Consider the following 19,368-nt stretch of genomic DNA (forward strand, 5'->3'; position numbering starts at 1 on the left):
CACGCCTTATTCCATGCCTGCGGAGGGTGTTCAGCCCCTCGGTGCTTATATAAAGTTACGAAAATTTCTCGGCAATTACAAACAGCGAGAAAAAATTGAAGCGAAAATCCGATGCTTTATGCCGGATCTTGAGAGCCTATGACTGGCGATAAGAAAAAACTTTGCCCCGGAAATGTTAAAAAATCAGTCCAAAAATTCGGACATAGCCGGACATACTTGGACATAGCCGGACAGAGACTTTTTTCTGCCGACTACCAATCGAATTATATGCTAAACCATCTGGAAAATTATTTGTATCTTTATATAGAGGTTGAGTGACAGATCTATCTTCAAGGAGTTTTAATTACCGGGTTATTTATGAAACTGCCTTTTGAACTATAGATATGCCTATCAATCTGACAGACTTTCTTTATACTTGTCAACTTACAAATCTATTGATTCAGAAATATCATAGGTTAAAGTTCAAATTAATTATAAATCTATGGAACATTCTACCTACCTATTTCTACATTCATACATTTGTATGTTTATTGATAAGTAAATTGAAAAGTCTATATATAATTCAATCGTTCAACCGGTTGTAGCCCTGTGGCCACGTAGCCTAAGGCTATGATCCATCGTTTCACCACTTAAATCCATTTTTATGACTGACAACACCAATGTCAACCATTCCGACCAGACCCGTTTTCGGGAAGTCTATCTCCGTAAACGCGACACGAGCCAGTTCAACCGTCGTTTCTCTGAAATCGGCATAGAACCGCAGTTCGTTCAGGCAATACGCCGTATGCTTCTATCTGAACAATGCCAGCCCTGTTACGTCCGCGACGTGATCAACAACATCCTCGAAAATTTCTTCATGAGCAACAAGGATATTATCGACAGTATTAAGTAAGTATTATTTCAGATAAGCGATATTCTACGACCTTGCACCGCCAAGCTCGAAGCCATCATCGCCAAGACTTGGAACAAGGAGGACGAGTTGAAGCAACTCAAATCCGAACTTGCCGCCCTCGACCGCAAGATCACCGCCGAACTGGCACCCACCCACGAAGTGCCGGACGACCGCATGGGAGTCAACAAGGAGGAGCAGGACGGCGTTGAGAACAAGCAGCAGCCCGATACCCAAAGGGTGGAAGTAAGGGATAACCATGCTCAGGCAACCGGTCCGAAGGAAACAATGGTTGCAGAACCCATGAGTCCGGGATACCGTCAGCAACGTGAACCGATAAGTTCACTCATAATAATCGGAGGGTGCGGAGCCACTCCATCCAGCGGATTCTGCACCAATTCCAATTGGCAAAAAGACAACCGAAGTATTGAGCTGAAATTATAAGCTAAATACAAATAACTACGGATATATAGGAAAGTCTTTCTTTAAGAAATTGCCCCTGATACATTGAATCGTGTCAGGGGCAATTTCTTAAAGAAGAACATTTTGGAGTTGCTATATAAGCTGTTGTTTTAGAATTAGAAATTCGTGTTGAAATGGAAAAATCTATTGTCATCAAGATAGCACCCGGCACAATAGATTGGATAACCATAGCTCCCTTCTGTATAAGGTCTTTCTATAAAAGCATTTAGTGCTTCAAACGATGTCGATAAAGCCGCATTCTGGTCAATCGAAGAATTTGAGATAAGAATAATGGCAGATTTGGATAGTTTTTCTTTTGCATTATCCACAATAGATGGAGTTGACAAGAGCGTCTTTACTTCGTCATAAGGTAGATTGCTGCCCATTATAAAATAGGCGGTAGCTCCATAGGTCATACTTCTTAGATAAACCAACCCTTTCGTTTGGATATTACTGTTCTCAAACAGTCCCTTTTGTCCCGGAGCATCCATTGTTACTGAAAATCCCTTGAACACGACTTCACCAACAATCCAATTCTGAAAATGCTCCGCATTCACCTTCTGCCTTCCAAAGATTTTGCAAGTTTTCCATTATCAGGAAAAATCTTTGATAGGTTTTCAACAGAGCTTATATTTGCCAGTCTATACAAATGTAAATGGGGTTGCTTGTTGCTTTCATATTCCTCAGATTTAATCAAATCTTTCACAAAATGCTGATATGCTACTCCAGAAGGCTGTTTGATTGTCGATACAAACGGATTGCTGAAATCAGTATAGAGTGATATTGGTCTTTTAGCTTCATTCACTTCTTTGTCAAAAGACTTAGCAAAAGTTGTCTCTGGAAAAACCGCTGATGGGTAAATCTGAGGAGGATTGCCGATACAATCCCAATTTTGGATACCAAGATATTGGCTACCTATAAAAATTTCGTTTGCAGATAGCTGGTTGTAAACGATATTGTCCCATTTGATATCGTCTATAGGATTATCCGTGATAGTTCCTTTTTGAATTATCGTGACCCATGCAGTTGTATATACGCTTCCAAATCTAAGGACAAATTCGCGGTCTGAGGGTGATTTATTTTCTGATATTATAATCCTTGTTGTATAAGGATCAGATTTAATCAGTTCAATATGCCCCCATTTACCTGAAACAGCTATGCTTTGGTTGGGGTTTTCATACTCATCTTTATTGAAATAATAGAATTCATCTCCAATTTGAAACTCAGAAAGAAATCCCAGATTCGCATTTTTACCTACTGCAACAAATGTCAGTTCGTTTTCTGCGGGAGAAATTTCCCCATATAACGAAACAGCGTTATTCTGCAATTTCAGTGATACTCCTGTCGTTTCCAATTCAATCAGTTGGAACTGCTCTTCCTCATTACCGCAGGACTGAAATCCCAACAAGAACAAGAGTGTCATAATTACAATTAAAGATTTCATTATCGGGTTATTATTGAATATTGCAAAGTTTGTGATTTTGATTTAATTGGTTGATACTGGGTTATCAATGTTTGCTTTCAGATTTTACAGCTTGCCATCTCTGTTGAACTGTATCCTGAATGTCACAGAGCCTCCACTACGCTTGTAAGTCATGGCTTTGTACTCGACTTCTTCAAGAGAAATCGAGCCACCGGCTGTTGCAGGTGGACGATTGGCGATGTACTTCAGCATACATTTCAACGAAGCTTTTTGCTTCTCAAATCTTATTGTCATTTTAGTGATGCCAGTTGCTTCACGTCGGTCTTTCGACCATTTCATGTCGTTCTGGTCAGGAAGATCTGCTTCAAAGCAGAGCCGATTGTTTCTGATTGTATGTTTGACGATTGTATGGGAATTTTCACCCTCAATCTTGATTTTATCGGTGAATGTTTTATCCGCAAGAAGATTCTCTCCAGTAGCACCGACACACTCAATCTCTATGTTGCATGATTTTGAACTGACCTGCACCGGCAGGTACTCTTCTTTGTCGCACGAAGACAACAAGAAGGCTGAGATAAGCGCGATAACGCTTATCCCCCAAAAAGGAATTTTCATTTTATTATTCTGTTACTTTATTGTTTTGTCGAATGTTACGGTCACTTGCTCGGCTCTGTTGGATGAATCCAATCGTACTGTGGCACAAGAGGATGTCACCGACAGAACCAAGAAGATAACAATACAGGGTATAGCCGTTTTAATTTTGCTTTTCATTGATGATTCTTCCGACAGAGATATTGGTAGAATTCATGTTTTTGCCACTGATTCCTTCCACAATGAATGTGTCATAGATACCTTCTGCCCCGACATCTTCAATCGGAGTGAAAGATATTCTCAACGTATTGTCGTTGACTTTGGTGACAGTGCAACCGGTCGATACGCACTTGAAAGAGCCGTCTGCATTATTGCTCTTGAAAGAGAGTGAAGTGTAGTTAGTACACTTAAGCGTTATCTCCCCAGTATAATCAGGGGATGCGACAACCTGCACCTGATTGATATAATCCGGAGCATAGACAGCGGTTATCTTCTTGTTGTCGTAGTTTGAGAACTCCCAGATTAATTGTGAGGGAGCATCATCGCTGCATGAAGCGAATGAGAGAGCCGAGAAGATTACGGCTGCAATTAAAAGGATCTTGTTCATTTTAGTTGTTTTTTAATATTGTTTTCAAAAAATCTTTCAAATCAACGGTATATTTTGCTGATGACTGAGCTGCTACAACTCCTGCGCCAGTGGAAACATTGCTGTAGCCCCATTTGGATTCAGCAAGACCAATGTCGGACAGGTCGCCGGTTATACCTTCATCGACATTCCATTTATACACCGCCCAGTTATAGTAGCTTTCGGAAACGGTTGTCAGGTAAAGTGTCATCCCACATTCGAGCAACGAATCATCGTATGTCTCATTCTTGATGTTGAATGTATTGTCGGTGAAGTTCAAGTGCAGGGTGTAGGTTCTGCCCGGAAACTGCCTGTCTGTGAAAAACACGAAATCAGTATCTTCTCCGTTGCCCATAACCGTTTCAAAGACACCTACATGTTCCTTGAATATCGGTTCGGCATCGTATTCAAACGTGCCTATTGTAAACGGATCAGGACGAGATGCCTCAAGATTATCGCCCAAATCATCATGCCATGCTCCACTGAACCAATCATATCCGAATTGATAATAATTTTTCGTTCCGGGGGGGTCGTTGACATCCATCTCAATGTTGAGATTGAATGTTATGTCGGCAAGCATCTGATAGTGAAAGAAATCCTCATCGCCCTTCCATATATCTGTGACAGCCGGCGTGAAATTCACTTTTCCTATCGGAGTTGCGTATGGCACAACCACTTCCGCCATTGCATTGCCGTATGTCGGGCTCTCTGCCATGATTCGGATTTTATCTCCTTCTTTGGGGAGATAGTCGCTTCCCACAATTCTCTCATTGGCAAGTATGGTAATCCGGGCATCAGTCACCGCATGATTGTTTTTGCCTTTTTCGTCATTGAACATCCATGTATGCGATACCTTGACTTCTATCGGTTCTCCGGCTGTGATAAGAGAGTTCAGACATAGCACCGGTTTGGTGTCAATCTCCGGATTGAAATCCTCATAGCAGCCGGTAAGGAGGACTGCCGTTAATATGGGTATTATATATCTTAGAATTGCCATGTGTATGAAATGGAGGGGATTATCGGTAAAAGTTTAACTTTCTGGAACACTGGACGATTGGAGTTGGTGTAAGTACGCCTTATCGCCACAGTGTTCATGTGGCAGTATGCGTTGAACAGGCTGAATGTCCAATAGCCTCTTTTGTTCCTGACTGTGCATGAGAGGTCAAGGCGATGGTAGAACGGCAACTGATAGTTGTTTATCCGTGTCTTTAACGGAGATTCGTCATCGGTATAACTGTTGCCGAAGTCGGGGGAATCCCACACTTGTGGTAGCAAAGTGAACCGATTGCCGGAATGTCCTGTCCATGCTGCGTTTACACTGACCTTATCGCTGATGTTCCAGTTAAGCAGAATGTTTATTGTATGCCGGTTATCAAAACGTGCCGGAAAGGTTTCACCCCCGTTTTTATCAGGGAAGGTTCGGTCTGACCATGCAAGTGAGTATGATATATGACCGGTAAGTTTGCCATAAATCTTTTCAAATTTGAAGTCAATACCTTTGGATGTTCCTTTCCCGGAACACAACTGTGCATTCCACATCGCGGTCGGGGGTTGAAGATAATATTCCTCGCGATAATCAATGAGGTTGCGCATAATCTTGTGATACCCTTCGACAGATGCGGCAAACACTTTGTTGTCAGACTGCCAATAGACTCCAAGCGAAATTTTGTCTGCATTTTGGGGTTTGAATCCTCTTGTCACGGGAACCCATTGATCTGTAGGTAGAGACAGATATGTCTGGGACAGCTGATGCACATATTGATTGGTACGAGCATAGGCAGCCTTTATCGCCCAGTTCAAAACAGGACGGTAACTGAATGACAGCCTCGGTCCGAATCCGAAGTCTGTTTTGCCATCAATGTTGAACAGCGACATGTGTAATCCTGCATTCATTCTGAACTTTTCGCTTATGTGCCAGTCATCCTCAACATAGATATTAGCCTCGTTTGCGGTATATGCCCATGTCGAGTCTCTGCTTTGTACTTGCGTAGTCCCGACTGTATAATTCCGGTCGGTTCTTGCCGGTAGGAAAGAATGTAATATATAATTGCCACCGAAACGGACACGATTACTGTTATTAGGTCTCCAATCAAAATCCGCACGTAGTATCCAGTCATTTATGTCATTTTTTGTTTTGGAAACAGAATGGGTCTCCATTATATTTTCAGGTGTTATATCCTTTTGTCGGGTATCTGATTCCATTGTTGAAAAATAACGTGTATAAGCAGTTGTAAACTCTGCTGATAAGTCTGTATTGAACCGATAATTAAATCCGGTTTGGACAACGAGATTGCCCCAGTGGAAATCATACTTGCTTTCATCATACAAACCATAAGATGGTTCGTTCTTGTCGGAAGAACCTGTTTTAAGTATGTCATCACCAAAATATACCGAAGCAAAGGCAGACGCTTTATTAGAAAACCTGTGAGTCACTTTTGCATTCAGATCCATGAAGGCATAACGGAAACGTATTTTCTCCTCGTCATCGGATGAGTTTACCAATGCCAGCATAGGGATTGACAAGACATCAAACCACGACCGGCGCAAAGCCACAGAATATGTCGTTTTTTTACTTATGGGTCCATCAATATTGAATGCGCCGGAAGTAAGACCCAGCCTGAATGAACCGTGGTGACCTTCCAGAGAACCATTTTTAGTACGCACATCAAGATAAGATGACAAACGACCGTCATATTTTGCAGGGATGGAAGATTTGAAAAAATCGATATACCTTATCGCTTCAGGATTGAATGCCGAGAACAAGCCGGCAAAATGATTTACCTGATATAACGGCACATTATCAAGCATGTAAAGATTTTCATCTGATTCACCTCCATGCACGTGCATTCCTGCCATGCCTTCCTGCCCCTCGGAGATTCCGGGCTGCATCTGCAAAGCCTTTATTACATCGCTTTCGCCGAACATTACCGGAGTATTGATTATTTCCTGAGCGGTCAGTTTCTTAGCCCCTATTTCGGACGTCTCGACAGCCGGAGCCTCAAGACGTGACACAACAACGACTTCATCAAGCATTTTTGGTATTTCCAAAGAAGGCATGGCAACTGACAAAGAACTATCTCTCTTTGGTTTGAGTCCTGCATCTTGTTTGAGTGAACGACGTTTAAGGATAATATTCCTGCCTTTAATCTTGTATTCAATATCTGTATTCTTGAACATATCGTCGAGCACATTCTTCAATGGCTTTTTTTGTGCGTTTACCGATATGTGCATATCCTTCAACAATTCAGATGAATATACAAAATTTTTACCGGTCTGTTCTATAATCGACCTGAAGACCACTGCGGCAGGTTGGTTGACAGCCTTGATTGTCACATTCTGTGCAGCTCCGACTGTGTATAGACATACAGCTAAGAAGAATAAAAGAAGTTTTTTCATCTTTCAACTACTATCATTTGAGTGTCTAAAATATCGTTGATTACAGCGATAAGATCTGTTGGAGTTCCCTCATAATGCAACGATAGTTTGTATTCTTCGGGGGTATCGGGGAGATTCCTGACTTCCACGTTGTAAACAGTCTCAATTTTCTCCACTACTTCAGCCAACTGAGCATTTTCAAAGTCGATGACTTTTACCTCAGCCAACGGACTTACAACAGGAGTCGAAGTTTCCTGTCGAGAATTATCAACCATATGGTAATCCTTATATATGATTGTGGCTGTTGCCGAAAGTATTACAGTGGCAGCGATAGCAGCAGCTACCCTGTACCGCTTCCAAATTGACACTGAAGCCACTCCAAGACGTCGCCAGCCTGCATCGGCTGAAAAACGATTTTTTCGGTATCGTTGGGCTATGAAGTCTATATTATTTTGTTTCATGATGAATGAGTCTTTTACTCTAAAGACCCATCATCAGCAAAATAGTCCTATGCAGAAACAAGAAAAATATATACGTATTATAAAAAAGGCAGAAAGAAAGGTTTGTGACCATCTGAAAGAGCCTCCCTCAAGCGACTGAAAGCCTTGGTCATCTGGTTCTTTACGGTCTTAATAGAGATTCCCAGTTCATCTGCGATTTCCTCATTTGTAAGCCCGTCGCGCTTACTCATAAGAAATATCTCACGGCACTTTTCAGGCAGTTTATCAATGGCTTTCCAAATTCTGGCATCTCTGAATGAAGTGTCGATTTCTTCTTCTCCGACATCAGGAATAGAATCTTCACCAAGCAACACATGCCTGTCTCTAAGATATTTAAGACAGGTATTGCGGAGGGTAAAATATATAAACGATGTGAAATTATCTATCTCATTTCCATTCTCATTATATATCCATGCTTTCATGAAAGCATCCTGTACAAGATCTTCGGCAACATCCGCATCATCGACAAGACGAAGAGCATACATGCCAAGTGGCATGTATAATCTTCTGAAGCATATTTCAAATTCTCGTGTTGTCATTGTCTCAGATACACTTTAATATAGGAATTACTGAGATAGGCATCAAATACCACTACCTGCTTATCTGTCGAGCCATTGTTTGAGGCGGACTACTTTTTCCCTGCCCACAACAACCTCAATATCGGGATACTCGGCTACTATAATCTTTATTCTACGATTGAACCAGTTGGATACGCGACGTACAGAACTGATATTAACTATCTGCTGACGCGTGGCACGAAAGAACTGCGCCGGATCCAACTGCGCGTCAATATCATCAAGCGACATTTCTACGGTGTATTGTTGCCTGTCTTTCATAAACAGGCGCGCTATTCCGGACTCGGCGGAGATATAACTTACTTCCGAAACGGGAACAGTTATATAACCGTCGCGGTCAGCGATAAGGAATCGTTGCCTGTATGCTTCGGATTTATTCTGCAACAGCCGGTAAATCTCTGCTATTTCCTTTGTGGCTGAAGTCGGTGTGAACATCAGCCGGCTTTTCTCGATAGCCTCGACAAGCTCATCCTTTTCAATCGGTTTGAGCAGATAGGCGATACCATTATAATTAAATGCCTTCAAGGCATATTCGTCGTACGCCGTGGTGAAAATCACAGGCACATTGTCCGGGATGTCCTGTAATCCGTCAAAGCTCAGTCCGTCGGTAAGCCTGATGTCAGCGAGTATAAGGTCTATCGCAGGGGCTTTCCGAAAGAAACCGCGTGTTTCAGCAACACTTGCCAGAGGTCCATGCACACGCGCATCTTCAACAGTGTCTTCAAGCAGCCTTATCAGTCTGTCGGCATTATGTTTTTCGTCTTCTATGACAAGAATGTTCATATCTGTTTTGTGTTTATAACAATGGCAGACTTACCGAATAATAATGTTCGGCGTCCTCAATCTGTATTTCCTTATCGCTAAGCAAGGCATAGCGATTTATAATATTGGTCTGACCTATGCCTGTTGATTCCACCGGCGGGGACACCAGCGGATGCTTGATATTTCTTATCACCATACGGTCGTTGTCAAGCACTATATTTATCATAAGCGGTTTTTGTGGCGAAATGGCATTATGCTTTATTGCGTTCTCGACCAGCAGTTGCAGTGATGCCGGAGGTATTTTCCCGGTTGATTTCCGGAGATTCGGGTCGATGCTTATTGCAATGCCATCGCCATGCCGCAGTTTCATGAGATAGATGTAGGAATCAAGAAACTTCAATTCATCCCTGACATCAATCAGATTGACGTTGAGATTTCTGACAATATGCCTGTAAACCTTTGACAGATGCGACAAGAAATCGCAGGCGTTGTCGGCCTTACTTTCGATAAGTTCATACAGAGTACTGAAATTATTGAAAAGGAAATGCGGGTTTATCTGCATTTTCAGAGAATTCAGCTGCGACTGCAATGCAATCTCCTTCTCTTTCATCAAAGCCAGCTCAAGAGCCTGTTTTTCATTACGGGCCTCAATGATTGTCCTCATATAAAACGCATTGGCATATACGCTTGATATGAAAGTGGATATCATGGCGAATGTATAGCAACCTTTCATATTCATCAGTTCGTCAGTCAATGTGTTCCCGCTTCCGCCCCATATACAATCAAACAACTTCACCATACCGAATGCGACAAGATTGTTGAATAGCAGGATGCATCCGGCAAGTATAATCATCCAATGGTATGAGACTTTGAATGGAGAATAACGGAACAGCAGATAGCAGAATCCCAACGATGTATAGGTGAATACGAAACACAACAATATATCAAACAGGAAATCGCTTGCCATCATCGTGCATATCTGACTGAATGTATTGGTGTCAAGAAACATCCATATGAGCATATACATGACGTAAGAGACGGCAGACAGGATCATACCGTTTTTCCAGTTCAGTATTTTTGTGGTTTCAGTTATCATCTCAATGCGGTATATCAGATTTTCGTTTTGCAAAGTTACATCATAAAAGGTCGTTGTCATAGATAAAACGGCGCGAACCCGCCAAAACAAGGATTAAACCAGCCAAAACAGAGGTTGAACTGTACATGAGTGGCTACCGGTATATTGTAATCCTCCGAAAAGAGCTATGTACAGTTCAACCCCGAATATGTACAGTTCAACCCCCAATTTGCACGGTTCATTCAGAAAATTCTTTCCGTAGCTGAGGTGTCGAAGTATTTTTGCACCCTGAAAAGAACATATTGAACTAACTGATAAAATGAATTCATCAAATCACACGTGGACAAAAAGGCTTTGTCCACTGCTGGCCGCCGGCTGTATGTTTGCGGCTGTCGGATGCAAACAACAGACAATGCAGGAGGAAACGCGTGAACTGCCTGTAATGACGGTTTCCCATACTGATTCCGTCACAATCAATGAAAGCTATTCCGCCACAATAGAAGGGCGGCAGGATGTGGAGATCTATCCGCAGATTTCGGGTAAGATCACGCGTATATGCGTCAGGGAAGGACAGGAAGTGAATGCCGGGCAGCTTCTTTTCGTGATTGATCAGGTGCCCTATCAGGCTGCTGTGCGAATGGCGACTGCCAATGTCCATGCTGCCGAAAGTCAGGTTGCCACGGCGCGACTTGAAAGAGACAGCAAAAAGGCTCTGTTTGACGGTAAGGTGATTTCTGAATATGAGTTGCAGACGGCGCAGAACGCTCTCGCCACCGCCGAGGCGACGCTCGAACAGGCGAAAGCCTCGCTGGTCGATGCCGGCAACAATCTGTCATACACCGAAGTGCGGAGCCCGGTAAAGGGGGTGGTCGGCACCCTTCCTTACCGTGTCGGCACTCTCGTGTCGCCCCAGATGACACAGCCACTCACATCGGTGAGCGACAATGCCGAGATGTGGGTGTATTTCTCCGTTTCTGAAAAAGAATTGCAGGGGATGATGCGCAGGCACGGTTCCCGCGACAAGGTACTTGCCTCATTTCCTCCGGTTTCACTTACTCTTAGCGACGGAAGTGAATACCCGCACAGCGGACATGTCGAGACACTGAGCGGAGTGGTGAATCCCCGGACCGGGGCAGTACAGGTGAAAACGGTGTTCCAAAATCCCGACAGGCAGCTTCTGAGCGGAAGCGTTGGCAATGTAGTTATGCCACACAGCGAACGGAATGTTATCGTTATTCCCAAGAACGCCACATACGAGGTGCAGGACAAGGTATATGCCTACCGGGTGAAAGACAACACAGCAGAGTCAGTTGAAATAAAGGTAGCCGCGTTCAACGACGGCAATGAGTACATCGTGCTTTCCGGTCTGGAGAACGGAGATGTGATAGTGACAGAAGGTGTCGGCTCATTGCGCGACGGTCAGGCAATAAAGACAAGGGAGGATAAGAGATGAATCTGAAATTCTTTATCGACCGACCTGTGCTTTCAATAGTCATTTCGGTCACAATCGTGCTTCTCGGCTTTGTGGGACTTGCCACATTGCCGGTGGAACAATATCCCGACATCGCTCCTCCCACGGTAAACGTATGGGCGAACTATCCCGGAGCCAACGCCGAAACGGTGCAGAAAAGCGTTGTCATTCCGCTGGAGGAAGCCATCAACGGTGTGGAAGGCATGACATACGTGACATCGGAGGCTTCAAACGACGGAAGTGCATCCCTCATGATATATTTCAGACAGGGAACGGACCCCGACATGGCGGCGGTGAACGTGCAGAACCGTGTGGCTACGGCGCAGAGTCTTCTTCCAGCTGAGGTAGTGCAGATAGGCATAACAACCGAGAAACAGCAGAACGCCGAACTCAAGACATTTGCATTATATGACCCCGAAGGCCGCTATTCCAAGCAGTTTCTCAACAACTATATCAAGATCAATGTAGAGCCTCGTATCAAACGTGTGCAGGGTGTGGGCAAGGTGCAGCTCTTCGGTTCACAATACAGTATGCGCCTTTGGCTTAAACCCGACCGGATGGCTCAGTTCAAACTGATACCTGAGGACATAGCCACCCTTCTTGCCGGGCAGAACATCGAGGCGGCTACGGGCTCGTTTGGTGAGAACCACGACAACGCCAATGTGTACACCATGAAATACCGAGGACGGTTCACGACCGCCGAACAGTTCGGTGATATTGTCGTGAAATCACTTCCGAACGGCGATATTCTTCGGCTTAAAGATATTGCCGACATTGAGCTTGGCGACGAGGATTACAATTTTGAGAATATCATCAACGGCAAACCTGCGGCTATGATGACCATCTATCAGACTGCCGGATCCAATGCCTCGGCTGTCATAAATGAAATAGACCGGGTTTTGGAGGAATGTTCAAACGATTTGCCTAAAGGACTGGAGTTCGTGACCATGAGCGATACCAACCGCTTCCTCTATGCCTCGATACGCGAAGTGGGCTGGGCATTGGCTGTCTCGATATTGCTGGTGGTTCTTGTCGTATATCTTTTCCTTCAGGATTTCAAGGCGACATTGATTCCTACCGTTGCCATATTCGTGTCTGTCATAGGCACTTTCGGGTTTATGGCCGTTGCAGGATTTTCAGTAAACCTGCTGACACTGTTCGCCCTTGTTCTCGCCATCGGCACAGTGGTCGATAACGCCATCATCGTGGTAGAGGCCGTACAGTCGAAATTCGACTCAGGCTACAAATCGTCGTATATGGCTACAAACGATGCTATGGGTGGCATAACCTCTGCAATCGTTGTCTCGACAATAATATTCATGGCAGTCTTTATCCCTACCTCCATGATGGGCGGCACATCGGGCACTTTCTACAAACAGTTCGGTATAACTATGGCTGTCGCTGTGGGACTATCCGCGGTAAACGCACTTACATTGTCGCCGGCTTTATGCGCTCTTATGATGCGTCCGGCTGACGGTGACAAAGGATTCTCGGCAAAAGTGCGCAAAGCATACGATGCCGCATTCAAGGTATTGGTTGAACGGTATAAAAACGGAGTCCTGTTTTTCATCCGGCGTCCGGTAATGGCTTTTGCTGTTCTGGGTCTGGGTATCGGCCTGCTTGTATGGCTGATGCGGATAACTCCTTCCGGTTTTGTTCCCGATGAGGATACCGGCACTGTGATGGTGTCGCTCAATACCAAGCCCGGCACATCCGCCAAAAAGACATTGCAGATAATAAACGATTTTGACCGTCAGCTTTCCGGCATTCAGGGTGTGGACTATCGCGGCGGTGTAGGTGGCTTCTCTTTTTCAGGCTCAGGCCCGACTTCCGGCATATTCTTCCTGTCGCTGAAACACTGGGATGAACGTAAGGATCCATCCGAAAGCGCGGGAGCAATTATGGGACAGATATATGCACTTGCCGACTCTGTGCCCGATGTGGAGTTTTTTGTCACGACACCTCCCATGATTCCCGGATATGGCATGTCAAATGGTTTTGACCTTTATCTTCAGGATAAAGCCGGCGGAGACCTTAATTCCTTCAAGGCTGTTGCGGAAGAGTTTGTCGATGAACTTAACAGGCGTCCTGAGATTGAAAGGGCATATTCAGCATTTGACACACGTTATCCGCAATACTGGGTTGACATAGACGCCGCGCAGTGTGAGCGCGTCGGCATAACCCCGGCGCAGGTGTTGTCGACAATGGCGGGGTATTTCGGCGGCAACTACGCTTCTAATTTCAACCGCTTCAACAAGCTGTACCGCGTGATGTTGCAGGCTGACCCGGCAACCCGTGTCACCCCGGAGTCGGTAAAGCATTTCTATGTGCGCACCGGTAACGACGAGATGGCTCCGCTGTCGCAGTTTGTCACCCTCACCAAAACCTACGGACCTCAGTCGATTTCGCGCTTCAACCTCTACAACTCGATTGCGGTCAACGGTACACCTGCTGCCGGATACAGTTCCGGCGATGCGTTGCGTGCCGTAGCGGAGACTGCCGAAAAAGTGTTGCCGAGAAACTACGGTTACGAACTCGGAGGCATAAGCCGCGAGGAGTCTGCCACAGGAAACAATGCCATTATAATATTCGCAATCTGCGCGACGCTGGTGTTCCTTATTCTCGCCGGACTTTACGAGAGTCTGCTCCTGCCGTTGGTAGTCATAATCTCGATACCCTGCGGACTTATGGGCAGTTTCCTGTTTGCAAAACTGTTCGGGCTTGAAAACAACATTTATCTCCAGACCGGGCTTATCATGCTTATCGGTCTTCTTGCAAAGACCGCGATTCTCATCACGGAGTATGCCGGTGAGCGTCGCAAGAGCGGCATGTCGCTTAAACAGGCGGCTGTCGGTGCCGCAAAAGCACGTCTGCGCCCGATTCTGATGACGGCACTGACAATGATATTCGGCATGCTTCCGCTGATGTTCGCATCGGGCGTGGGTGCAAACGGCAACTCCACTCTCGGCACCGGTGCTGTCGGCGGTATGGTTGTCGGCACACTGACACTGCTTTTCCTCGTGCCGGCACTGTGGATGGTATTCCAGAAGATTCAGGAACGTTTCAGCCCTGTCGAACCTAAGAACCCTGACTGGGCACTGAGCGCGGAGCTTGAAAGGGTTGCCAATCTCAAAAATCAGAATAAAGAAGATGAAAAATAGATTGTTAATATGTATGGCTGTCGCAGGAGGTCTGCTCACCTCCTGCGGAGCTTACCGCAAATACCAGCCGGTATCATCCGTGCCCGACAACCTGTACGGAGTGGAGATTACGCAGACCGATACGGCATCCATAGCGTCATTGGACTGGAAAACGCTGTTCAACGACCCCTGTCTTCAGTCGCTTATCGACACAGCTCTTGTCCGAAATACCGATTATAATGTAGCCGGATTGCGCACCCGTCAGGCTCTTGCCTCTCTTGGCGCGGCTAAACTGGCATATTTCCCGTTACTGAATTTTGGTGCGGACGGCAATGTATCCAGCTATGACGGACTGACGACAAAGACATACAACATCGGAGTCAACGCGTCGTGGGAGATTGACATATTCGGCAAACTGACAGCCGCAAAACGCGAGGCTGCGGCTGCTGCGGTGTCGGCATCGGAACAGGCTCAGGCTGTAAGGACACAGCTCATAGCCACTGTAGCCACATCCTATTACTCTCTGCTGATGCTTGACCGTCAGGTGGAGATAGCAAAATCGACGCTCGCCAACTGGGACGAGACAATCCGTGTTATGGAACTGCTGAAAACCGCAGGCATGGCGAATGAGGCGGGCATACTTCAGACCAAAGCCAACAGGGCCGGGTTGCAAGCTGATATAGTGGCGATGGAGAAGAGCCGGAAGGAAGTGGAAAACTCTCTGTCGTCGCTGATAGCACAGACTCCCGGCGAAATCCGACGCGGCAGTATGGATGAGATCTTTTTCACCGATAATCTTTCGATCGGACTCCCTGTACAACTGCTTTCCAACCGTCCCGACGTAAGAGCCGCTGAAATGGAAGTGGCGAGGACGCACTATGGCATAGGCATGGCACGCGCATCGTTTTACCCTTCGCTGAAACTCGGCGGCACAGTGGGATTCACCAACAACGGCGGTGTCGTGGTAAATCCCGGACAATGGCTTCTCAACGCGGTCGGACAGCTCGTGCAACCGATATTCAACCGTGGGCAACTTCGGGCGAATTACAAAATAGCCGAGGCTGAACGAGAGATAGCGTTATTGCAGTTCAACCAGTCGCTTATCGATGCCGGAAACGAGGTGAACAACGCTCTGAGCGACATCTCGGCGGCAAGAGAGCGAAGCGTGCTGATAAAGGAACAAATCGGATTGCTGACCGATGCTGTAACCAAAACAGAACTCCTGATGCGTCATTCCCCGACAAACTACCTCGAAGTCCTGACAGCACAACAGGCATTACTCGCCGCCCGCCAGACAGAGGTGCAATGCCGATACGATGAGATTGCCGGAATCATCACTCTTTATCACGCTCTCGGAGGCGGCAGATGATATAACTTGAAACTGAAATTACAATAAAAATGTATACCCATGAACATACCCCAATATTAATAAATATTAGATGAACAAGGTGTTAATTGTAGATGCCTCCGAATCAGACCGTCGGCTTATGGTGGGCTTGCTTGTCAAGCACAGTTATGAGCCGATTGCCGTCGAGACGATGGAGGCAGCAAAGGACGAGGTGGCATTATCGCCTTGGCGCTCTCAGCGAAGCGTAGAGAGAAACTGCCACCCGGCGCAGTGATTGTCGCGGCGATGAAATTCGTCCGTGGCACAGCACAGGAGTTAATCAACTGGCAGAAGACAGAGGGATACGGATTTCCCGTAGTCGCCATAGTGGACAATCTCAACCCATTGGATATTGCCGATGTGATGAAAGACGGTGGTGCCGTCAACATCATTCAGCGTCCGGCAATGGACAAGCAGCTTGTCGAAACAGCGGGCAGGTATGCAAGACCGGGCAGAACAATGCTGTTGCTCCCTGATGAGCTTATCCCACGCCAAAGCGAGGCATTTGCCGTGATTGAACGGGCAATAAGAAATATTTCCGCAACGGATGTCAATGCCGTTATCTTCGGCGAATGCGGCTCAGGGAAAGAGCAGATTGCAAAAGAAATTTACAGGCTCAGTTCGCGGTCACAAAAACCATGCACCGTCATAGAAGCCGGCGGCGCGGCACTTGTCGGCAACCATGACCCTGCAAATTTGCGAAGTGAAGTGCTAAACCGTATGGAAGGGTACTTCAAAAAGGCTGACGGCGGTACAATCATCATCAAGAACGTGCAGTTGCTGAACTTCGAGAAACAATCGGTGCTTCTGCACATACTTGAAAACGAGCATCCGAATGTGAGGGTTATATGCACCGCAGATCCCGAACTGCGCCGTATGGTGTCTGAAAAGACATTCCGCCCTAATCTGTTCTACATTCTACGTCCGGTTGACGTAACAGTGCCGCCATTACGGGAGGTGACCGAAGACATCGTGCCGTTGTCAGACTATTTCCTGACACGTTTTTCCCATCGCAGAGAACAGCACAGGAAAAAGCTCGATGCCTCCGTTGAAGCTGCACCCGTGGCCCGGCAATGTAAGGGAATTGAAAGATACCGTCCTCTATGCTGCATTCCATTCAAAAACCGATGTAATATCGGCAGCCGACATCAATTTCAGCCAGTCGGAGCCGGATGCCGACAACGGATATGAGTTGCAAGATCCGGCAGTTGAAAAAAACAAAATAATGGCAGCATTGAAACAGGCTAATGGCAACAAGACAATGGCTGCCAAGCTGTTGAAAATCGACCGAAGCACACTCTATGTCAAGATGCGTCAATACGAGCTGACGTAAAGGGATGGCAAATCTCGCTGAAAATTGCTAACTTTGCATTTGAAATAGACATAATCGCGTTCGAAGAGTCGGACGTTTTGAACATACTACATAACATAACACCGCATTTAAGATTGGATAAAATCTGGTAAATTTTTGACTATTAGATTGAATGCGTGATGATTATGCTATGCACCTGCATAGCGTGCCGTCACGTTTCTAATAGAGGTCTTACCAGATACCTTACCAATAAGCGTGTTCGGCGCGCTTTTTATTTATGTCGGGCAATAAGATTACTCCTAATTTGTAGAAAAATCCGACAGGTATCTATTGTTTCTACAACCTTATATTTTTATCCGCTGCTAATACTGTCAGCATATTCCATTATCTGCAAGCGTATTACAAATTTATTTTATTCAAAATCATCCATTAAAAGTAAACATTCGGTTATAATATCGCACGGACTGACTCCGGCAATTCATTCAAAATATAACCGAAAATGGCACGACAAATAATCATAATTGATAATAACGTATCCGATTCCAATGAGATAAAACGCCTCTTATCCGGCTTCGGAGCCGACATAATTCAGGCTTTGCGTATCTGCTCAGCCAAAGAACTGCTGACGAAATTCAAGACAGGCGATATTGTAATCTGCGATTTCAAACTGGCAGACGGTAACGCAGTAGAATTGATGGAGTGGCTTGACCATAAGAATATCGGATGTAATGTATTCGTTATTACCGATGTTGAAACTGTTGCGGATGCCGTTACGTCGTTCCGTGCAGGGGCAAAGGACTACATCAACAAGCGTCTTATCCGCGAACTGCTTATACCGAAAATCAAGACATTAATCGGCAGAGATGATGATGACAATTTCCCGTTGTTGTTCTCCCGAAAAAGCGACGGATATCTGCGGGCTTACAGTGCAGCCAATGTTGTCGCACCCACCAATCTTAATGTGATGATAATCGGTGAAAGCGGTGTCGGGAAAGAGCCTCTGGCACATGAAATTTACGATATGAGCCAGCAGTGCGACAGACCGTGCGTGTTGATGGACTGCGGTACGCTCCATTATCTTGCGTTGAACAACAACACGAAACAACAGCCTACGCTATTGGATGCCGTTGCATCACAATTCCGTAAAGCTCAGGGTGGTACAGTGATACTCGACAATATTCAGCAACTCTCGACGGATATGCAGTCCATAATGCTCCATGTCATTGCCAACTGTAAACAGCCTCCGCGCATAATCGCTACCGCCTCTCCCGATATTTCAGAGATGGTGATTGGGGGCGGCTTTCTCTCGGCATTATTCTATAAAATAAAAGAGTTTACAATTGCCTTACCTCCTCTCCGGGATTGTCAGGACGACATCATGCTGCTCGCCGATTTTTACTTCCGGCATTATAACCAAGAATTTCACAAACAGGTAAAGCGTTTCGACGCTTCGGCACAAAAGGAGATGCGTGTACATTCATGGTCGGGAAATATCCGGGAACTGAAACACGTTGTCCGTGTCGCCGTACTGAAATCACGCGGAGAAATCATCACCCCGAAAGAGCTGGACTTCGACACGCCCAAAACCGGCGCACATATTCAGTTCAAACTAAAAATAGACGACGAAAAAAGCAAAATCACATCAGCCATAGTCCATGCCAACGGCAATCTCACCCAAGCAGCCAATCTCCTCGGCATATCACTCAGAACCCTTCTGGTGAAAAGGAAAAAGTACGGACTAAAATAAAGCAGCCGGACTTATATATTTCGAGGGAAGATAT

19 protein-coding genes are annotated in these 19,368 nt (G+C 45.6%); 9 read left to right on the top strand and 10 right to left on the bottom strand.

All coding sequences use genetic code 11. From position 1 onward, the window contains the following. Positions 1–643: 643 nt before the first annotated feature. Positions 644–892 carry a hypothetical protein gene (locus E4T81_RS13075; protein ID WP_123478313.1) on the top strand — a complete coding sequence of 83 codons (249 nt, stop codon included), beginning with the start codon at positions 644–646 and terminating at the stop codon, positions 890–892. Between the two features lie 87 nt (positions 893–979). Next, positions 980–1,333, top strand: coding sequence for a hypothetical protein (locus tag E4T81_RS15790; protein WP_209308202.1), 354 nt, complete (start codon positions 980–982; stop codon positions 1,331–1,333). A 134-nt stretch (positions 1,334–1,467) separates the two neighbouring features. Here the strand turns inward: E4T81_RS15790 and E4T81_RS13085 are convergent, their stop codons facing one another. From E4T81_RS13085 to E4T81_RS13130, 10 genes are all read right to left on the bottom strand, one after another. Beyond that, positions 1,468–1,842, bottom strand: coding sequence for a hypothetical protein (locus E4T81_RS13085; protein ID WP_135045297.1), 375 nt, complete (start codon positions 1,840–1,842; stop codon positions 1,468–1,470). A 62-nt stretch (positions 1,843–1,904) separates the two neighbouring features. Then, the gene (locus E4T81_RS13090) at positions 1,905–2,795 is read right to left on the bottom strand and encodes a hypothetical protein (protein WP_135045299.1); all 891 of its coding nucleotides are present in this window, start codon (positions 2,793–2,795) and stop codon (positions 1,905–1,907) included. A gap of 84 nt (positions 2,796–2,879) precedes the next feature. Then, a complete protein-coding gene (locus E4T81_RS13095; RefSeq protein WP_135045301.1) occupies positions 2,880–3,389 on the bottom strand; it encodes a hypothetical protein in 510 nt (169 codons plus the stop codon). A gap of 139 nt (positions 3,390–3,528) precedes the next feature. Then, positions 3,529–3,972: a hypothetical protein gene (locus E4T81_RS13100; protein ID WP_135045303.1), complete on the bottom strand. Its 444-nt coding sequence runs from the start codon at positions 3,970–3,972 to the stop codon at positions 3,529–3,531. Position 3,973: 1 nt separating this feature from the next. Further along, on the bottom strand, positions 3,974–4,987 hold the full coding sequence (locus E4T81_RS13105) for a DUF4249 domain-containing protein (protein ID WP_135045306.1): 1,014 nt from the start codon (positions 4,985–4,987) through the stop codon (positions 3,974–3,976). Beyond that, a complete protein-coding gene (locus E4T81_RS13110) occupies positions 4,975–7,386 on the bottom strand; it encodes a TonB-dependent receptor domain-containing protein (protein ID WP_135045308.1) in 2,412 nt (803 codons plus the stop codon). Before E4T81_RS13110 ends, E4T81_RS13105 begins: the two co-directional genes overlap by 13 nt. After that, positions 7,383–7,826 (bottom strand): hypothetical protein, encoded by a 444-nt coding sequence (locus E4T81_RS13115; protein ID WP_135045310.1) that lies wholly within the window; start codon positions 7,824–7,826, stop codon positions 7,383–7,385. Before E4T81_RS13115 ends, E4T81_RS13110 begins: the two co-directional genes overlap by 4 nt. Positions 7,827–7,903: 77 nt before the next feature. Beyond that, the gene (locus E4T81_RS13120) at positions 7,904–8,404 is read right to left on the bottom strand and encodes an RNA polymerase sigma-70 factor (RefSeq protein ID WP_135045312.1); all 501 of its coding nucleotides are present in this window, start codon (positions 8,402–8,404) and stop codon (positions 7,904–7,906) included. 60 nt (positions 8,405–8,464) lie between these two features. Then, positions 8,465–9,223, bottom strand: coding sequence for a LytTR family DNA-binding domain-containing protein (locus tag E4T81_RS13125; RefSeq protein WP_135045314.1), 759 nt, complete (start codon positions 9,221–9,223; stop codon positions 8,465–8,467). A gap of 13 nt (positions 9,224–9,236) precedes the next feature. Next, on the bottom strand, positions 9,237–10,358 hold the full coding sequence (locus E4T81_RS13130) for a sensor histidine kinase (RefSeq protein ID WP_371683051.1): 1,122 nt from the start codon (positions 10,356–10,358) through the stop codon (positions 9,237–9,239). A 238-nt stretch (positions 10,359–10,596) separates the two neighbouring features. Here E4T81_RS13130 and E4T81_RS13135 point away from each other — a divergent pair, with 238 nt between their 5' ends. From E4T81_RS13135 to E4T81_RS13165, 7 genes are all read left to right on the top strand, one after another. After that, entirely contained in the window at positions 10,597–11,730 is a 1,134-nt protein-coding gene (locus E4T81_RS13135; RefSeq protein WP_167761915.1) for an efflux RND transporter periplasmic adaptor subunit, read from the top strand. Continuing rightward, positions 11,727–14,909 (top strand): efflux RND transporter permease subunit, encoded by a 3,183-nt coding sequence (locus tag E4T81_RS13140; protein ID WP_135045316.1) that lies wholly within the window; start codon positions 11,727–11,729, stop codon positions 14,907–14,909. Before E4T81_RS13135 ends, E4T81_RS13140 begins: the two co-directional genes overlap by 4 nt. Beyond that, entirely contained in the window at positions 14,899–16,257 is a 1,359-nt protein-coding gene (locus tag E4T81_RS13145; protein WP_135045318.1) for a TolC family protein, read from the top strand. The genes E4T81_RS13140 and E4T81_RS13145 overlap by 11 nt, the downstream gene beginning before the upstream one ends. A gap of 70 nt (positions 16,258–16,327) precedes the next feature. Next, positions 16,328–16,510, top strand: coding sequence for a hypothetical protein (locus E4T81_RS13150; RefSeq protein WP_135045320.1), 183 nt, complete (start codon positions 16,328–16,330; stop codon positions 16,508–16,510). A gap of 11 nt (positions 16,511–16,521) precedes the next feature. Continuing rightward, the gene (locus E4T81_RS13155; RefSeq protein ID WP_135045322.1) at positions 16,522–17,466 is read left to right on the top strand and encodes a sigma 54-interacting transcriptional regulator; all 945 of its coding nucleotides are present in this window, start codon (positions 16,522–16,524) and stop codon (positions 17,464–17,466) included. Between the two features lies 1 nt (position 17,467). Further along, on the top strand, positions 17,468–17,608 hold the full coding sequence (locus E4T81_RS15670) for a helix-turn-helix domain-containing protein (RefSeq protein ID WP_256371518.1): 141 nt from the start codon (positions 17,468–17,470) through the stop codon (positions 17,606–17,608). Between the two features lie 478 nt (positions 17,609–18,086). Continuing rightward, on the top strand, positions 18,087–19,334 hold the full coding sequence (locus E4T81_RS13165) for a sigma-54 dependent transcriptional regulator (protein ID WP_135045326.1): 1,248 nt from the start codon (positions 18,087–18,089) through the stop codon (positions 19,332–19,334). Positions 19,335–19,368: the final 34 nt, after the last annotated feature.

The sequence above is a fragment of the Barnesiella sp. WM24 genome (assembly GCF_004570975.1).
In the GTDB taxonomy this organism is placed as follows: Bacteria; Bacteroidota; Bacteroidia; order Bacteroidales; family Muribaculaceae; genus Muribaculum.

Bases quoted from the DNA above. Each gene is read 5' to 3' on its own strand.
- E4T81_RS13120 (WP_135045312.1), bottom strand. From the start codon at position 8,404: ATGACAACACGAGAATTTGAAATATGCTTCAGAAGATTATACATGCCA.
- E4T81_RS13110 (WP_135045308.1), bottom strand. From the start codon at position 7,386: ATGAAAAAACTTCTTTTATTCTTCTTAGCTGTATGTCTATACACAGTC.
- E4T81_RS13145 (WP_135045318.1), top strand. From the start codon at position 14,899: ATGAAAAATAGATTGTTAATATGTATGGCTGTCGCAGGAGGTCTGCTC.
- E4T81_RS13075 (WP_123478313.1), top strand. From the start codon at position 644: ATGACTGACAACACCAATGTCAACCATTCCGACCAGACCCGTTTTCGG.
- E4T81_RS13150 (WP_135045320.1), top strand. From the start codon at position 16,328: ATGAACAAGGTGTTAATTGTAGATGCCTCCGAATCAGACCGTCGGCTT.
- E4T81_RS13095 (WP_135045301.1), bottom strand. From the start codon at position 3,389: ATGAAAATTCCTTTTTGGGGGATAAGCGTTATCGCGCTTATCTCAGCC.
- E4T81_RS13125 (WP_135045314.1), bottom strand. From the start codon at position 9,223: ATGAACATTCTTGTCATAGAAGACGAAAAACATAATGCCGACAGACTG.
- E4T81_RS13165 (WP_135045326.1), top strand. From the start codon at position 18,087: ATGGCACGACAAATAATCATAATTGATAATAACGTATCCGATTCCAAT.
- E4T81_RS13105 (WP_135045306.1), bottom strand. From the start codon at position 4,987: ATGGCAATTCTAAGATATATAATACCCATATTAACGGCAGTCCTCCTT.
- E4T81_RS13100 (WP_135045303.1), bottom strand. From the start codon at position 3,972: ATGAACAAGATCCTTTTAATTGCAGCCGTAATCTTCTCGGCTCTCTCA.
- E4T81_RS13090 (WP_135045299.1), bottom strand. From the start codon at position 2,795: ATGAAATCTTTAATTGTAATTATGACACTCTTGTTCTTGTTGGGATTT.
- E4T81_RS13155 (WP_135045322.1), top strand. From the start codon at position 16,522: ATGAAATTCGTCCGTGGCACAGCACAGGAGTTAATCAACTGGCAGAAG.
- E4T81_RS13140 (WP_135045316.1), top strand. From the start codon at position 11,727: ATGAATCTGAAATTCTTTATCGACCGACCTGTGCTTTCAATAGTCATT.
- E4T81_RS13115 (WP_135045310.1), bottom strand. From the start codon at position 7,826: ATGAAACAAAATAATATAGACTTCATAGCCCAACGATACCGAAAAAAT.
- E4T81_RS13130 (WP_371683051.1), bottom strand. From the start codon at position 10,358: ATGACAACGACCTTTTATGATGTAACTTTGCAAAACGAAAATCTGATA.
- E4T81_RS13085 (WP_135045297.1), bottom strand. From the start codon at position 1,842: ATGGATGCTCCGGGACAAAAGGGACTGTTTGAGAACAGTAATATCCAA.
- E4T81_RS13135 (WP_167761915.1), top strand. From the start codon at position 10,597: ATGAATTCATCAAATCACACGTGGACAAAAAGGCTTTGTCCACTGCTG.